The sequence below is a fragment of the Mesorhizobium sp. M0145 genome (genome assembly GCF_040322355.1).
In the GTDB taxonomy this organism is placed as follows: domain Bacteria; phylum Pseudomonadota; class Alphaproteobacteria; order Rhizobiales; family Rhizobiaceae; genus Mesorhizobium.
Genome location: NZ_JAMYTK010000001.1, coordinates 955614 through 970274, shown reverse-complemented (window position 1 = coordinate 970274; position 14661 = coordinate 955614). Strand labels below are relative to the sequence as shown.

General features: G+C 59.6%; 14 protein-coding genes. 5 read left to right on the top strand and 9 right to left on the bottom strand.

The genetic code is table 11. The features are described 5' to 3' along the window. Window positions 1–460, top strand: a 460-nt coding sequence (locus tag NKJ28_RS04930) for a transposase (protein WP_352634298.1), incomplete at its 5' end; no start/stop codon positions are given. 634 nt (window positions 461–1094) lie between these two features. Here the strand turns inward: NKJ28_RS04930 and NKJ28_RS04925 are convergent. Together NKJ28_RS04925 and NKJ28_RS04920 are read right to left on the bottom strand one after the other, a co-directional pair. Continuing rightward, window positions 1095–3449, bottom strand: a complete 2355-nt coding sequence (locus NKJ28_RS04925; RefSeq protein ID WP_352596240.1) for a caspase family protein — start codon at window positions 3447–3449, stop codon at window positions 1095–1097. Further along, on the bottom strand, window positions 3446–4882 hold the full coding sequence (locus NKJ28_RS04920; RefSeq protein ID WP_352634296.1) for a hypothetical protein: 1437 nt from the start codon (window positions 4880–4882) through the stop codon (window positions 3446–3448). The genes NKJ28_RS04925 and NKJ28_RS04920 overlap by 4 nt, the downstream gene beginning before the upstream one ends. A gap of 92 nt (window positions 4883–4974) precedes the next feature. Here NKJ28_RS04920 and NKJ28_RS04915 point away from each other — a divergent pair, with 92 nt between their 5' ends. Further along, complete coding sequence (locus tag NKJ28_RS04915) at window positions 4975–5496, top strand: GNAT family N-acetyltransferase (RefSeq protein ID WP_352634294.1); 522 nt, start codon at window positions 4975–4977, stop codon at window positions 5494–5496. Between the two features lie 580 nt (window positions 5497–6076). Here NKJ28_RS04915 and NKJ28_RS04910 read toward each other — a convergent pair. After that, complete coding sequence (locus NKJ28_RS04910) at window positions 6077–6238, bottom strand: hypothetical protein (RefSeq protein WP_167522729.1); 162 nt, start codon at window positions 6236–6238, stop codon at window positions 6077–6079. Window positions 6239–6462: 224 nt separating this feature from the next. On the opposite strand from NKJ28_RS04910, the gene NKJ28_RS04905 reads away from it, so the two are divergent. The 3 genes from NKJ28_RS04905 (at window position 6463) to NKJ28_RS04895 (ending at window position 7844) form a co-directional block, all read left to right on the top strand. Further along, a complete protein-coding gene (locus NKJ28_RS04905; protein WP_352634292.1) occupies window positions 6463–7134 on the top strand; it encodes a Crp/Fnr family transcriptional regulator in 672 nt (223 codons plus the stop codon). A 223-nt stretch (window positions 7135–7357) separates the two neighbouring features. Further along, the gene (locus NKJ28_RS04900) at window positions 7358–7513 is read left to right on the top strand and encodes a DUF4062 domain-containing protein (RefSeq protein ID WP_352634290.1); all 156 of its coding nucleotides are present in this window, start codon (window positions 7358–7360) and stop codon (window positions 7511–7513) included. After that, window positions 7461–7844 (top strand): DUF4062 domain-containing protein, encoded by a 384-nt coding sequence (locus NKJ28_RS04895; protein WP_502902158.1) that lies wholly within the window; start codon window positions 7461–7463, stop codon window positions 7842–7844. The genes NKJ28_RS04900 and NKJ28_RS04895 overlap by 53 nt, the downstream gene beginning before the upstream one ends. Here NKJ28_RS04895 and NKJ28_RS04890 read toward each other — a convergent pair. From NKJ28_RS04890 to NKJ28_RS04865, 6 genes are all read right to left on the bottom strand, one after another. Next, a complete protein-coding gene (locus NKJ28_RS04890) occupies window positions 7841–8989 on the bottom strand; it encodes a response regulator (RefSeq protein WP_352634335.1) in 1149 nt (382 codons plus the stop codon). The genes NKJ28_RS04895 and NKJ28_RS04890 overlap by 4 nt on opposite strands. Before the next feature lie 13 nt (window positions 8990–9002). Next, window positions 9003–9350: a response regulator gene (locus tag NKJ28_RS04885; protein ID WP_246501742.1), complete on the bottom strand. Its 348-nt coding sequence runs from the start codon at window positions 9348–9350 to the stop codon at window positions 9003–9005. Window positions 9351–9364: 14 nt separating this feature from the next. Then, the gene (locus tag NKJ28_RS04880; protein ID WP_352595946.1) at window positions 9365–11923 is read right to left on the bottom strand and encodes a GAF domain-containing protein; all 2559 of its coding nucleotides are present in this window, start codon (window positions 11921–11923) and stop codon (window positions 9365–9367) included. Between the two features lie 61 nt (window positions 11924–11984). Further along, the gene (locus tag NKJ28_RS04875) at window positions 11985–12569 is read right to left on the bottom strand and encodes an SCO family protein (RefSeq protein WP_352595949.1); all 585 of its coding nucleotides are present in this window, start codon (window positions 12567–12569) and stop codon (window positions 11985–11987) included. Further along, window positions 12566–13573 carry an ABC transporter substrate-binding protein gene (locus NKJ28_RS04870; RefSeq protein WP_352595952.1) on the bottom strand — a complete coding sequence of 336 codons (1008 nt, stop codon included), beginning with the start codon at window positions 13571–13573 and terminating at the stop codon, window positions 12566–12568. The genes NKJ28_RS04875 and NKJ28_RS04870 overlap by 4 nt, the downstream gene beginning before the upstream one ends. 42 nt (window positions 13574–13615) lie before the next feature. After that, the gene (locus NKJ28_RS04865) at window positions 13616–14626 is read right to left on the bottom strand and encodes an ABC transporter substrate-binding protein (protein WP_352595954.1); all 1011 of its coding nucleotides are present in this window, start codon (window positions 14624–14626) and stop codon (window positions 13616–13618) included. Window positions 14627–14661 lie beyond the last annotated feature (35 nt).

Genomic DNA, 14661 nt, shown 5'->3' with positions numbered 1-14661 from the left:
CTGGCAGCGCTGCTACGTGCACTTCCTCAGAAACGCGCTCGACTACGTGCCGCGCAAGGTCGACGACGATTGCCTGATGGAGCTCAGATGGTTCTACGACCGGCGCGACCTTGCCGAGGTCAAACGCGACCTGGCGCAGTGGATCGCCAAATGGCAGGCCAAATACCCGAAGCTGGTCAACTGGGTGGAAGATAACATCGAGGAGACGCTGAGCTTCTATCGGCTGCCGCTAGCCCACCACAAGCACATGAAGTCGACGAACATGCTGGAGCGGCTGAACCAGGAGATCAAGCGGCGCACCCTGGTCGTTCGCATCTTCCCCAACCCGCGGAGCTGTCTGCGGCTGGTTCGGGCATTGGCGGTGGAGATCCACGAGAACTGGCTCGAGGCGACCCGCTACCTCAACATGGATCATCTGCGCGAGCACAAGAAGGAGAGCCTGAGGGCCTTGGCCGCCTGAGCACCGTCATGTGTCCGCCGCTCCGCTAAACACGGGGGCTGCGCGGCGGACACGCCGACGTCACCGCAATGCCACGCCATTTTGCAGAACTTGACGCACACAACTCCGAAGTGGCGGAGAGGGAGACCTTCGCTGGCAATAGGATGCTAATGATTTCAATGACTTAGCTGTTTAATAAGAGCTAAAACCAGAGCTAAAACCAGAGCAAGGGTTGGCTCACAACCTCGCGCTTTGCTTGGTGTGACGCCGGTTCCTGTACGTTTGGTGCTAACAGCCGTGTAGTCAACTGTCCCGCAGCGACTTGCCCCGGAATGCCAAGCTCTTGCGCGGTTGGCCGCTTTTTTTGTTCGCTGGTGCCGCAGTTTGGTTAATGGGGGGCTTCGTGGTTTAGATCGATGCCGCCCGTTCCCCCAAAACGGTTGTCTCATGCGGGGGCCGGGTGCGTGCAAGTCTGTAGCAAAATTTCGGAGCAAGCCGGATTTCGCTGAGCCGGCGCCACAAGCGCTCGCGATGGGCGATCAGCACTCATGCGGCTCAGGCAGACATTTCGCCGTCATCCTCATCCTTGTCGGCGTGATCTTTTCTGTTTCCTCACGAAAATGTCGTGGCATAACCAGTGCGGAGAAGCTTCCTCCTAATCGACAGGCGGGGCGGTGCCGAAGCTTCGAATAGGCTCCACCACCCCACCGTCGTCTTCAGACTGTTCCGCCAGAGACTTCGCTGCCACGAGGACATTCATCGGCAACATAGTGCGACGGACTAGCCGGCTAAGATCAAGCGCACCGCCTGTTCGCGTGCTCTGTTTAACTGCCTCACGCATGTAACTCACCACCCAGTCAGGAATGCTGAGAATTGTGTTGGCCTGACTGGCGGCATCGAAATTTCGGGGACGGTGACCTTCCGGGCGTATTGCCCGAAGCTTGCGCAAGCTGCCAGCCTGCGTCGATTCCACTACAAAGCCATCTCTGCGCCACAGTTTCTCGATCGCTTTCAGCCTGCCAATCGATTCGCTTTCCAAATGGAACGTAGTGTGTGGTGTCGGATAGAGGCTCCAACTCGCGGACACGCTGCTGGTCCTTGCAGGCCGCCACAACGTCCATGGCGAATTCCCGTCGAGGCCAAGCGCGACGTCGTCGAGCCTGCTGTCCATCGCTGCGTCAGACGATGCCGTCGCCTCTATGAAAGCTTGGAAACCGACATTGAACAGCGGCAAGTGCCCAGCTAAAGGTTCCCTCGGCCACTCTTTGGAGATCAGTTGCCTCCAAAGGCGCAGAGCAACGACGTCGGGCGCATCCGCACCAAGCAGCTCACCCAAATTTTCGACCACGATCGCGAGACGTTGGAGATCGTTGGGATCCGGTTTGGGATCGCGTCGAAGCTTGCGAATCAAAAAGTGCGCGCCTAGCAAGCCGAACAGTGGGTTTCGATATTTGCCCCAGAGCAAATAGTCGAGAGTTTCAGGGTCAGGTCCAGGGCCGCCGGTCACAAGGTCTGCAATGCCCCGTTCGTAGGCATCAATCAACGCATCGGACGGATCGAAGCCGACCCCAGAAGGCCGCATAGATATAGAAGCGGTCGGAAGCTGGGGGCGACCCTCATAAGTCAGAATAAATACGTGTGTGTCCCACCCTTTCGCGATGGGGATCGGCAGGATTGAAATGTCTCCTTCAGAGCCAAAGTAAAGCAGGTCAGAGGTCCCCGGCTCCACGAGATGCAGTGAGTTTCCCTCGTAGATGGCGATATTCTTGCCTCGGTTGTTTAGCGACAGCGATAGCGATCTTGCCATCGGCGTCGCATCGCCCGGCTGCCGCGAACGCACAGAAACGAAAATAGCCTGGCCGCCCTGCGAAGCATCCCATTTGCTTGCATCGACTACCGGATCGGTCAGCCACTCGTGCTTGTCTATTGTGCTGGATAGCAGAGTCGCAGAAGCGCGTCGGGGAAGGTCGAACTGCTGCTCAACCGGTTGATCGCCCACATCAATGTCGTAAGTGATAGATGCCTCCGCATGATCAATGCGGACCTGATAATGTCCCGGAATAAGCTGCTTGCTGACAGAACCAACGCCGCGAGCGATAAGAAAATCGTCGCGAATTATGCTAATGTCGCCGGGCCGGGGTGTGGGCGCGTCCTGCTCAGTGTTGCTGCCGGTCAGGTTGCTCTTCACCGAGATTGAAACCTGCGTGCCGACTCCTTTCCCGCCGTCAGCATATTTCTCCAGCAGTGGTTTGCGATCTGGAGGACCAAGATAAATCTTTGTGTCTGCGGGGACTGCTCGAACTGTCTGCTCTTTGGGTCTTGCAAGATCCGGGACTATGATCCTCAGTCGGTCGAGGAGGTCGCTAAGTTCGATCGTCCCCTGTTTGAGCACTGTCAGCAGACCGGCGGTAAAGTAACCCCGAATCTCCTCATTGACCTCTCCTTCAAATGTGGGCTCGTACTGATCGCTCCCAAAGAGAATCGCGGAATAGCGGTGTCTTGCGTCCGGGTCCCCGCACTCCAACTCGCTTTGCTGCCCCAGCGGAACCACGGCTCGAACGCGGCAGCAGTCGAGAAAAAAGACGCTTTCTGAAAATTTCAAACAGCCAATCGAGGCCTTTATGTAGCTTTCCAAATGAAGAGCAGCGCCAGCATCGAGTGGTGACCAGTTCGCGAGACAGAGCGACTGTTGCTGCCACGAACCGGCACGGCTATGGCCGTGCCCAGTGAAATAAAAATAAAAGCGCCGCCGCAACTTTCCCTCGGACTGATTACGGATCGCGCGAAAGGCATCGTCGATCATCCATTGCCGCGGGCCTAGTGGCTCAACAGTCGAAACGACGAGCTTTGCATTCTCCGGCGCGAGGCCGCCGCCGTCCTTATGAATTAGCCAATCGCGAAAATCAGTCGCGTCCTTGACCGAACCCTTGAGCGATTTCGCGCCCTTGTTCCACTCCGGATAATCGTTGACGCCAATAACCAAGGCATAGTCGTCCGGTGCGTGGGTCATGGTGTTGCTCCCACTATGAAGCGGAGGCTAGCAAGGGTAGCCGGATCGTCGTCGAAACTGCCGTGGTGAAGGGAATTCGTTTGGAGGCCCTGCGCGGTACGGGCGGGGCTTGGAGAATAAGCAAGCCGGTTACCCTCCTGCAACCAAAGGCGCACATCGTCATAGTCACGTCCGGCTGAGGTCGCCGCGCGTCGAAGGTAACGATCCATGCCGACAATGGCCGCATCGGGGCGATCCTCGAAGCAACCAGAGACCATGTAGAGGAGCGATCGAGGATAGATCGGGCCGGCGATACGATCCTGCTTTTCCGCGGCATCGGTCATCGTGAACATTCGGAAGCGTTTGAAAATCTGCGGCCCGCGAGGAATCCAACGGGCGAAAAGGTCCAGACGGACGGCGGGCGCCAGGAAAAGGATATTGCGCAACCGGATTGTGCGCCGGTCAGCTTCGATCGCTGCCAGCATCTCACAGATAGCGATCGATCCAGCGCTGTGGCCCACGACATCGATGATCATTTCCGGCCGGGCCGCCTGCAGCGCTTCGAGCCGCCGCAGCATATATCCCCCACCGTGGCCGTTCACGCCGGGCGTTGCCCCATCGTCGGTCCACATCCGCTGCGCTTTTGCCTTCATTGCGTCCCAGGCGAACTTTCCAACGTCGCCAAGATAGGCAGCGCGCAGCAACTCCTCCACTGCGGTTGGAAGAACATCATGCGCCGTCTCGCTGCGGTAGCGGCGGATCACGGCAACGACGACCTTACCGATGAACAAAGCAACGCCAGTAATAGTCGCGCCTCTCGCACCGTCCTCGAGGTCCAGTTTGCGGCGAATCGGATCAGACCCAAGCACTGCCAAATCGATCAGATCAGGTAACGAAGGGTCGGCCGCAAAATCATATTCAAGGTCGCTAGCGATCGCCTCCGCGTCGAGGTCATCAAGTCCGCTGCTTTTTGCACTCGCGGCCAATTGGGCGGCATCGGCCTGGGCTGCAAGTGCGCCATCAAGCGCCCTTGCACCCTCCGGTGTCTCAAGCATGGCTTCGATTTCTGCGGCAGCGAGTGGGCCACCACCTATGCCCTTGGCTCCGCCGTCATCGCCGACACCTGCCTTGGCTAGCACCCAAGAAAGCGCCTTCTTGAAGACCTTGGTTTCCGTGATTGACAGAAGGTTATCGCGGAACGTTTCGGCAAGACCCGTCTCCCAAATAATCCCTACCGAGGCTGCCGTCGATCCGTAATTACCCGACATCCGTTCCGCGCTTATGAGCCCGGACGCCTCGTTTACCAGCCCCCCATGAAAGTAGAGTACGAGCTGTGAGGCGTCGCCCAACGCATCGCCTAGCAGGTGATCGACATCGGCGGGCGTGCTCGATAATTTTCCGCTCGCCGCGAACCTGCCATCGGCGCCAAGATTGATCCAACATTGCGATGCCATGACTGCCCTCCCAATCCACGCTGAGGATTTGGCGTAGTTCCGAACCGCGCGGGCTCGATGGTACATTAAGTGACCGTATCGACAAACGCAGTATGAAGTGGACCTTCCATCGCGTCGACGCGGCCAGGCTGGATGCGGCGCCCGTGTTGCTCTCGCGCGGCATTTCACTGAAATCAGTCGCGGCGGAGGTCGGACTCTACTCGCCCAGGCGGCTTCCGAAGCATTCGAACGGCGCTTCGGCATCCGAGACCGCGGCCCGGATTTCGGATGAAGATCACACGCTGCAGCGGATTGCGGCGGAACTGACAGACACCAACAAAATGTCGTTCGTGGCAGAACGGCCAGACGGCTCGATTGCCGGCTACGCGATGGCTAAGATGAATGAAGCCGGCGACGTCATGGTTGACCGGCTCCACATCGATCAAAGCGAGTACGGCACCGGGCTAGCCGCTAATATATTGCACGCTGTCTTTGCCGCCCATTCCGGCATCCCGAGCATCGCACTCGAAGTGCTCGAGGGAAACGACCGGGCAATGGCCTTTTACCGCAAACATGGTTCGAAGTGGTCGATCGCAGGGCCGCGTCGCACGGTGCAGAAGGCCATGCATCGTTGATTATGCGCAAACTGCTATCTCGCGCCTAGTCGGAACTCGCGCATCGAACAGTACATCACGTCTTCCGTCCCCAGCGCACCGGCGGCCTCCCCGCTCGCAATCCAAATAGACGTCTTTCAGCTGTTTGATTGGCATGTCAGCGTGAGCGAACGCGAGGTCCTGAGAAGGCTCGATCGCGCGCTCGCGGACCAGCCAAAGGGGATCTCGGCCGAGGCGTAGCCACTGCCGGCGGCCAACCGTCTCGGGATCGAGGCCCAAGCGATCCTGGTGCGCTCGATCGTCGTGCCGGCCGCGCCTGCCTCCGCATGACGGATGGCGCGGCTTCGCAAAGCGCACATGATTTCGTCACGTGAGATGCCGATGTCGCCAAGAACGTCATCGGGTAAACGGCTCAACTGGTCCGTTGCCGACAAGAGAGCTTTTCGCTCGGCGCGGAGGCGTAAACACCTGCGAAATGGACCAATGGCGGCAGCATGAATTATGACCATGATCAGATCGTCCCTTCATTGATCTGAATTGACCGGTACGGAACGGCGCGAATGGCACTCCGGGCGAGAGCGTCAGCCGTCCGCGAGGCAAGTTAGGCGTAGTGGTCGATGGATTGGTTTTGCCGCGGCGTGCCCATACGGCGGGCGGTGGCTGGCCCCGGGCCACGCATGTAATAAAGCTCCGGGCGGTAGCGCGGCGCGACGAATTTGCGAAACCCCGCAGCAAGTTTTGTGACGGGAGCCAAGAATTTCATGACTGTTCCCTTTCCCTTCGCCGGCTTGCACACGAGCCGGCGGGCCTGACGTTGCAACAAGGATATGACAGTCGAACCAGGCTCGGCTGTGGGAATTCCCACACCGGGGAAAACATTGGCGAAATCCGCTCCCAGTTTGCATCCCGGAAAGCGGGGCCTGCGGCCATCAAATTTCCTTGGATAGGGAGTAAGGTGAAGTACACTTGATTGAACAAGAGACCGTTGTGACAGGCTCTCTGGCCTTCATCTCAAGACTTTGCGATGCCGACCTCGCCGCGCTGACCAAACGGTGGCACGAGCGCAGCTATCGACACAACGAGCTAATCATTTCCCACGGCGACACTGGTCGCGATGTCTTCTTCCTGCTGGAAGGACGGGCTCGCGTGACACTGGTTTCAGCGGACGGCAGGGAGATAGCGTATCGCGATGTCGAACCGGGTGACATTTTCGGGGAGCTCGGAGGCATTGACGGGATTGCACGCTCTGCCAGCGTAGTCGCGCTGGAGGCAACCCGCGCTGCACGGCTGTCCGGCACAGCATTCCGGGATATCGTGATGACCCACCCGACTTTTGCCTGGATGCTGCTTGAGCATCTGTCTGCCCAGCTCCGGCGCATGACCGAGCGGGTATTCGAATACAGCACTCTGGTCGTGCGAAAACGGCTGATCGTCGAGCTCCTGCATCGGGCGGAGAAAGCCGCACTCGCGGACGGCGAGGTGTCCATAAGCCCGGCACCGACGCATTCCGAGCTGGCGGCAACGATGAGCACGCACAGGGAAGCGGTCTCGCGCGAAATGAGCGACCTCGCCAAGAGAGGCCTGATCGAAAAGCGCGGCAGCAGGTTATTGCTGCATGACGTCTCGGCACTACGGGCGCTGGTCGACAAGAAGGAATAGCGAAGGCTGTCGCTGCGGCGGGGGGCACCGCACGTTTCATACTCCTCGCCGCAAGTGATTATTCCTTCCGGCAAACCGGGCAACCTAGCGTGCCAGCGCGCGGGTCGGGCTTTGATCGCTTCACCCCTTGCAAGAATCATGACTCGGCTTCTTGATGCGGGCACGGAACGTTATCCCCAGCCTGCTTGCAGACTTACAAGGGCGGATCGAAGGGTGAAGCCGCATGGACGTTAAATACCAAATCTTCGTCAGCTCGACCTATGCCGATTTGGTGGACGAAAGACGGTCGGTCATCGAGGCCGTTCTTAACCCTCGGGCATATTCCTGTGGGGATGGAGGCATTCCAAGCCAGCGACGACACTCAATGGGATTACATTAAGCGGCGCATCGATGACAGCGACTACTACGTACTCATCGTAGCGGAGCGGTACGGCTCAGAGTTGAAGGGTAAGAGCTACACCCAGATGGAGTACGAGTACACCGTCGCCCAAGGCGTGCCTACCGTGGCGTTTTTGCTCGAAGGCGGTGCTCGCAAGACGTGGGCCGCGGAAAAGGTCGAGTTCGAGAAAAAGGCCAAACTCGAGAGATTCCGAAAGCTGTATGAAAAGAAGCTCGTTAAATATTGGCGCAACAAGGACGATTTGGCGGGTAAGGTTGCGATGGCTATTAGACGTTATGACCGTGGTCTGAGCGGCGGCCCGCCCTTCTAGCTTGGCCGACCGATCCACCGCACGATTTCATAGGCAGGCATCGGGCGGCGAAAACCCTTCAGCGTCAGTTCGCCAACAAGAACGGATTCGACCAGCGACTCGACAGCGCCGAGGACCCGTTGGCTAACAAGAATCTGGCGCGATTTGGCCTCCTCGCACAATCGGGCGGCATGGTTCGACACAGTGCCGATGACGGCATAGTCCGAGCGCTGATCAAAACCGATGCGCCCGATGGTTGCGTGGCCCCTGGCAATGCCGATCCCAAAGCCAAGCAAATAGTCGCGCTTGCGCCATCGCTCTGAATGCTCGTCAATCGCGTCGCGCATTGCAGCAGCCATTGAGACAGCTCTCTCGCTGTGGTCGGCGCATGCCAGTGGATCGTTGAAAACCACGACGATACCGTCGCCCACGAACCGCTCGAGAGTCCCCTCGTGGCGGACAATTTGTTCACCAAGACAGGAATGATACTCGGCAAGAACGGTCATGACTTCTTCGGGTTCGGCGGTCTCTGCGAAGGCAGTAAAGCCGCGCAAATCGCAAAAGACAACGGTCACCTCGCGACGGTGGCTCTGCAAGAGCGCATCTCCATTGCCCGCCGCAACGATGAGGTCGGCGACCTGTTCGGGCAGGAACCGCCTAAGCCGCGCCATTCGCTCGAGCTCCGTCACCTGGTCGGCCACGGTTTGCTCGAGCGAGCGGTTCCAGTCGGAAAGTTGCGCGGCTTGGTCCTCAAGGCGTTTGGCTTGGCTCGCGACAGTGTCGTGAAGCGCCTTCTGACGCAGCATCGAGCGCACCCGCGCTAACAGCGCCCTGTGCTCGAAGGGCTTTGTCAGATAGTCGTCGCCACCGGCGTCCAGCCCATCGACCACGTCGCGCGTGTCGGCTTTCGCGGTGACCAGAATAACGGGGATCGACCGCAGCGATTGATCGTGCTTGAGCATGCGTACCACACTGATGCCGTCGAGCTTCGGCATCATGATGTCGAGCAGGATCAGATCCGGCGTGAGTTCGCGGGCTTTCGCAAGCCCCTCTTCCCCATCGGCGGCGGTTGCAACTTCGTAGCCATTCGCCTCGAGGCGCATGCGCAGGATCTCGAGGTTTTCCGGAGTATCGTCGACCGCGAGAATGCGAGGCGGATCGTGCAAAGCGCTGCCTCCCTCAAGAAAGGAACCCGCGAATCTCGGAAAGCAGCTGGCGCGGACTGAAGGGCTTGGCAATGTAACCATCGCACCCAGCAGCAAGGGCTTTCGCCTCGTCGCCCGACAACGCGTAGGAGGTGACGGCGATAATCGGAATGTGCCGGAGCGCCGGGTCGGCCTTGATGCGGCGGGCCGCTTCATACCCGTCGATCACCGGGAGCTGAATGTCCATAAGGATCAGGTCTGGCCTGTGCGCTCCGGCTGCAGCGATGCCGGCGGCGCCGTCCGCCGCCTCGATCAGTTCGTATTCGGTGGTAGCAATGAGATCGCGGATGATCTGGCGGTTGTCCTCGGTGTCTTCCACCATCAGGATTCGTTTGCTCATGCGGCCCTCACGTCCTCATTCACCCGGATTGGTACCTTGAGACGGAATGTCGACCCTGACCCGATCACGGACTCGACGTCTATGGTTCCGCCATGCATTTCGACGATGCGCTTCGAGATCGCCAGGCCAAGACCCGTACCGCCCTTCTGCCTGGTACTGCTGTTGTCGACCTGCTGGAATTCTTCGAAGATGAGAGCCTGGTCCTTGGACGCGATGCCGGGACCGGTGTCTCGGACGGTCATCTCGAAGTGCCCGTCGACCGCATCGGCAAGAATGTCGACCGCACCCGTTTCGGTGAACTTGACGGCGTTGCCTGCAAGATTGAGCAGGACCTGCGTCAAACGGCGTTCGTCCCCGCGGCCGATTGGAAGGTTCTCGGCAACAGTCGTTGAAAGCTCAAGACCCTTCGCTCGTGCCAGCGGCTCTACAGCCGTAACTGTCGATCGAACAATCTGCGCGACGGAGTAGTCCTCGATCGCCAGTGTGAGCTGGCCGGCTTCGATCTTGGAAAGGTCGAGTACGTCGTTGATGAGCCCGAGGAGGTGACGACCGTTTGCCTGCACGCGCGCGACGGTCGTCTTTGCCTTGTCCGGGAGTTCGCCGTAGATGCCGTCGACCAGCAGCTCTGTGAAACCCAAGACCGAATTGAGCGGTGTCCTGAGTTCGTGGCTCATATTCGCGAGGAACTGGGACTTGTGGCGGCTAGCTGCCTCCAGCTCCCGGCTTTTCTCCTCGATCTCACGGAACAGCTTGGCATTCTGGATCGCGAGCACCGATTGGGCTGCGAAGGTCTCCAGCAGGTGGACAACTTGCTCATGGAAGGCACCTGGCTTGTAGCGCCTGACGACCAGTGCACCGACGATCTTGTTGGGCCTCAGCAGCGGAACGATCAGGATACCGCGATATCCGGCTTCGACGATCGTCTTTCTTACAAGGAAGGATGAGGCCTCCTCGCTGAGGTCGGGAAACTGCACCGGCATGCAGCGCTCGGGTGCGTCGCCGATCCCCATGTCGGCCAGCCCGATCGTCTGGTGTGAGACTGCGGCTATAAGCTCATCGCTCATACCGAAGTTTGCGCGCGGACGGAATTGCTGCCGCGTGCTGCTGAACACGTAGATGGTGCCAGCATCCGTCTCCGACAACTGGACCGCTTTGGCGACGATCGTTTTCAGCACCGTGTCGAGATCCAGCGTCGAATTGACCGCCTTGCTCACTTCACCAAGCGCCTCGAGCTCACCAACAGACGCGGCAAGCTCGCGCGTCCGTGACTGCACCGCCTCGAAGAGCCGCGCATTCTCGATGGCGATCACCGCCTGGTCGGCAAATGTCTCGACGAGCGCGATCTCCTTGAGATTGAAAGGTTGCGGCTCAACCCTCGTCATGACGAATACGCCAACGAGATCACCTTCCCGCGACAGCGGGGCAGCGAGGACGGTGCGGAATCCGCCTGCCTCAGCGATCAAGGCAACGCGGTAGTCCGGATCAGCGGTCACGTCTTCGATTTGCACGATCCGCCGTTCTTCGATTACGCGCCCTACGGCGGAGCCTCGGCCTGCGGCGAGCGCGGGAAGTGGATTGGCGTCGACATAAGCACGGAAACTGGGCGGGTAGCCATGCGTCGACACATAGCGGAATATGCCATCCAGCAACTGCACGATACCACCCTTGTCGGCACGGCAGAGCCTGACAGCCGATTCCACCAACGTATCGAGCACGACCTGCAGATCGAAGGTAGAGCGGCTGATGACCTTCAGAACGTCTGCGGTGGCTGTCTGCTGCTGAAGGGCTTCGTCGAGCTGCTGGGTGCGCGTCTCAATCTCCTGATACAGGCGCCCCAGCTGGTCGGAGGTTTGGTTGACGTTAGCGGCGAGCACTCCAAGTTCGTCGCGATTGGCGACGGCAACCTGTTGGGCGAAGTCGCCGGCCGCTATCTGGCTGAGACGCGTCTCGATCTTCTTGACCGGTTCGATCAACGACCAGGAGATGATGTAGCCGAGCCCCAACGCCAGCAGGATACTGCCCACCGCAAACGAGACCACGATCAGTCTGGACGTGCCGTACGCACCCTCGGTCGTTTCGATGGCCACTACCATGTCGGCCTCGGCCATGTTGACCAGCTGGTTTGTCAGCCGCTCGAGGCTATCAGCCGACGGTATGATTTCATCAAGCTGAACCTTGCGCGCCTCCTCAGTGCGGCCGGCGCGGACGAGCTCTGCCACGTGCGTCACCCCGGCCGTCAGCCGTTCGTACTCTTCCCTGACCTGGCCAAGCACTTCCACCTCGGCTTTGGCTACGAACTCCATGCGGTCGAGGTCGTAGCCGAACTGGTTGAGCTGGCGCAGCGCCGCATCCAGCATCCGGTCGTCCTGAAGCAAAAGGGCGGTGGAGATGCCGTAGAGCTGGGTGGTCGTATCGTGCTGGACCTGGCGATAGGCTGCTATCCGGCGCTGCAACTTGATCAGCTCGTTTGTTTGATCATTGACCCCACTCAGCACCTGCAACCCGACGGCCCCGAGGACGATCAGCAGGCCGACAATCGACAGGAACGCGATCAAGAGCTTGGTCTGGACGCGCGCCGGCAGCCGGGCAACCCAGCCAACGAGCCGGTTCGTTATGCTATTTGGATTCGTCCAAGAGGCTGAGAAGGTCATCCCGGAACTCCTCCAGGTCGAACCGGACACCAAGATACTGTACTCGCAAGATGCCACCGGGGTCCACGAGCGACGTCAACAAGGTATGGTCGACATCTCCGTTCGCCGCCTTCTTCGCGATGACCCCGTATTTCCGTCCAACCTCATGGACAATCGCCGGATCACCGGTAAGAAACGACCAGCCCTTCAGATCGGCGCCAAAATTCTGCGCATATTCCTTCAAAACATCGGGCGTGTCGCGCTCCGGGTCGACGGTGATCGAAACGAAGGCGATTTTCGGTCCGAATGCACTACCCAACTTTTCCTGCACGCTGGCCATATGGGCGGTCAGCATGGGGCAGACGTCGGTACAGTACGTATAGATGAATGAAACGGCGACCACCTTGCCGCGAAAGTCGTGCAGCGACACACGCACACCGTCCTGCGATACCAAGGTAAAGTCCGGCGCCTGTCCGATCGTCGGCAGGCGCTCGTCGTGCGGCGCGTCGTGCGCGTGTGCCGGCCCGGCCATCAGCGCCAGCAGCAAGATGCGCGCCGCCCACTCGCTCACGTTTTCATCTCGCGCTTGACCTCGTTGAAAAAGCGCCAATCCGTGCCGTTCGCGATGATCTCGTTTGGGTTCGACTTGACAATCCCGGCTTCATGCAGCCGCAGCGAGAAGAACCTCATCGTGTCCTCGGGATCGAAGTCGCGCCAATCAGAGTATGGGAGCTCGCGGAGCGACTGCACGGCGTAGTCGTATTGTTCGGTGTGTCCGCCATCCACCAGGAGGCGTGCCACCCGTTCCGGTTCGGCCGCGCAGATGTCGGCCGATTTGATGATGGCCCGGATGACGCGCTTGGTGGCAGCTGGATTTTTCTCGGCATACGCAGCGTTGACCGCCAGCATGCAGCAGTAATATTGCGACCACGGCCGGTCCTTGGAACTGTCGAGGATGACGTGGCCGACTTTGCGGGCGCGGAGGTCTTGAGCCTCAGGCGGAAAAGCCAGGAAGGCGTCGACCTTGCCCTCGGCGAAGAGCTCCGCCGGCTTTGCCTCGCCGACGATCCATTCGATGTCGCGTTGCGGATCGAGGCCGACATAGGTCGCCATGGCACTGACGAAGATATGCGGATCCGACGATAGATTGCCGCCGACGCCGACTTTGCGGCCCTTGAGATCCGCGATGCTCTTGATGTCCTCGCGTCCGAACAACTCGTAGCAGCCGACATGCACTCCGGAGATCACCTTGATCGGGGCGCCAGTGTCGACTGGAATGATTAGGGCCGTGGCAAAGTCAATGCCGAAGTCGATGTCGCCGCGCGCCAGCATCTCGGTCTGGGCGATACCAGCTTCGGCGGCCACGAAGCCGAAATCTGAGAACCCCTCTGCGCGGATCAGATCCTCGGCGACGTACTGCGGAGCAATGCAGATACCGGGCGCCGCCGCAAAGCGGGCGATTGTGGTTTCAGGTGCCGCTTCGGCGGCGGCCGCGTTGCGGCCCTTTGCAAGACCCACACCTGCGAGCGCGGACAGGCCTGTGAGGAAACGGCGGCGGTTCTGGATGATCTGCATAAGCCTTTCCTTCCCTGATGGGACACGACGTTCGGCGATTGCCTACGTCTTCAACTCCTGCTTTAGTTGATAGAGAAAGCGCCAATCCGTTCCGGTGGCGATTATCTCTTGCGGGCTCGACTTGATCATGCCCGTTTCGTACATGCGCAGCGCGTAGAAGCGCATCGAGGCTTCGGCATCGAAATCCCGCCATCTGTCGTACCGGAGGTCGCCAAGCGTTTGCAGCGCGAGTTCGTAGCTGGGGACGAAACCTCGATCGACCAGCTGCCCTGCAGTCCATGACGGATCTGAGACACAGAGGTCGGCGCCCTTGAGGATGGACCGCAGGACGCGCTTTGTCGCCGCCGGGTATCTGTCTACATAATCCGCAGTCGCGGAAATCATGCAGCAGAAGTGCTGCGACCACGGCGGGTCGGTGGTCGAGTTGAGGATTGTGTGGCCTACTTTCCTGGAGCGAAGTTCCTGCGTGCGGGGCGGTTGGCCGAGCACTGCATCGTACTTTCCTTCGACGAAGCCTTCCGCAAAATTGTGCTCTTCGATGACCCATTCGATGTCGTTGACGGGATCGAGCCCAACATAGGCGGCCATCAGAGAAACCAACACGTGTTGCGGCGAATCAAGCGTAAAGACCCCAACCCGCTTTCCACGCAGGTCCGAGACGCCTTTGACGCTGTCGTTGGCGATCAGTTCGAGGCACCCGGAGTGCAGTCCGCTTAGTACCCTGATCGGCACTCCTGCATCGATCGACGCCAGATGAATCGGCACATAGTTCACACTGAAATCCGTCTCGCCGTTTGCGATCCACGCGGAATGATCAACCTTCTTGTCACCTTGCACATAGCGGACATCGGTGAATCCCTCGGCGCGCAGCATCTCTCCGGCGAGGTACAGGCCCGCCCAGCAATAGGCGCCGCCGATGTACCGCGGCAGGCGGACCGAGGTGGTCTCCGGCAGCGGCTCAGCCCAGGCTTGCGTAGAGGTGCCGATAAGGCCCGCGGCGCCGGCTGACGCAGCGCCGGCTAGGAAACGGCGGCGGTTCTGGATGATCTGCATAAGCCACTCCTTCCCTCGATAGGGCGCACGGCATG

Bases quoted from the DNA above. Each gene is read 5' to 3' on its own strand.
- NKJ28_RS04920 (WP_352634296.1), bottom strand. From the start codon at position 4,882: ATGGCATCGCAATGTTGGATCAATCTTGGCGCCGATGGCAGGTTCGCG.
- NKJ28_RS04900 (WP_352634290.1), top strand. From the start codon at position 7,358: ATGGACGTTAAATACCAAATCTTCGTCAGCTCGACCTATGCCGATTTG.
- NKJ28_RS04865 (WP_352595954.1), bottom strand. From the start codon at position 14,626: ATGCAGATCATCCAGAACCGCCGCCGTTTCCTAGCCGGCGCTGCGTCA.
- NKJ28_RS04925 (WP_352596240.1), bottom strand. From the start codon at position 3,449: ATGACCCACGCACCGGACGACTATGCCTTGGTTATTGGCGTCAACGAT.
- NKJ28_RS04885 (WP_246501742.1), bottom strand. From the start codon at position 9,350: ATGGTGGAAGACACCGAGGACAACCGCCAGATCATCCGCGATCTCATT.
- NKJ28_RS04870 (WP_352595952.1), bottom strand. From the start codon at position 13,573: ATGCAGATCATCCAGAACCGCCGCCGTTTCCTCACAGGCCTGTCCGCG.
- NKJ28_RS04910 (WP_167522729.1), bottom strand. From the start codon at position 6,238: ATGAAATTCTTGGCTCCCGTCACAAAACTTGCTGCGGGGTTTCGCAAA.
- NKJ28_RS04915 (WP_352634294.1), top strand. From the start codon at position 4,975: ATGAAGTGGACCTTCCATCGCGTCGACGCGGCCAGGCTGGATGCGGCG.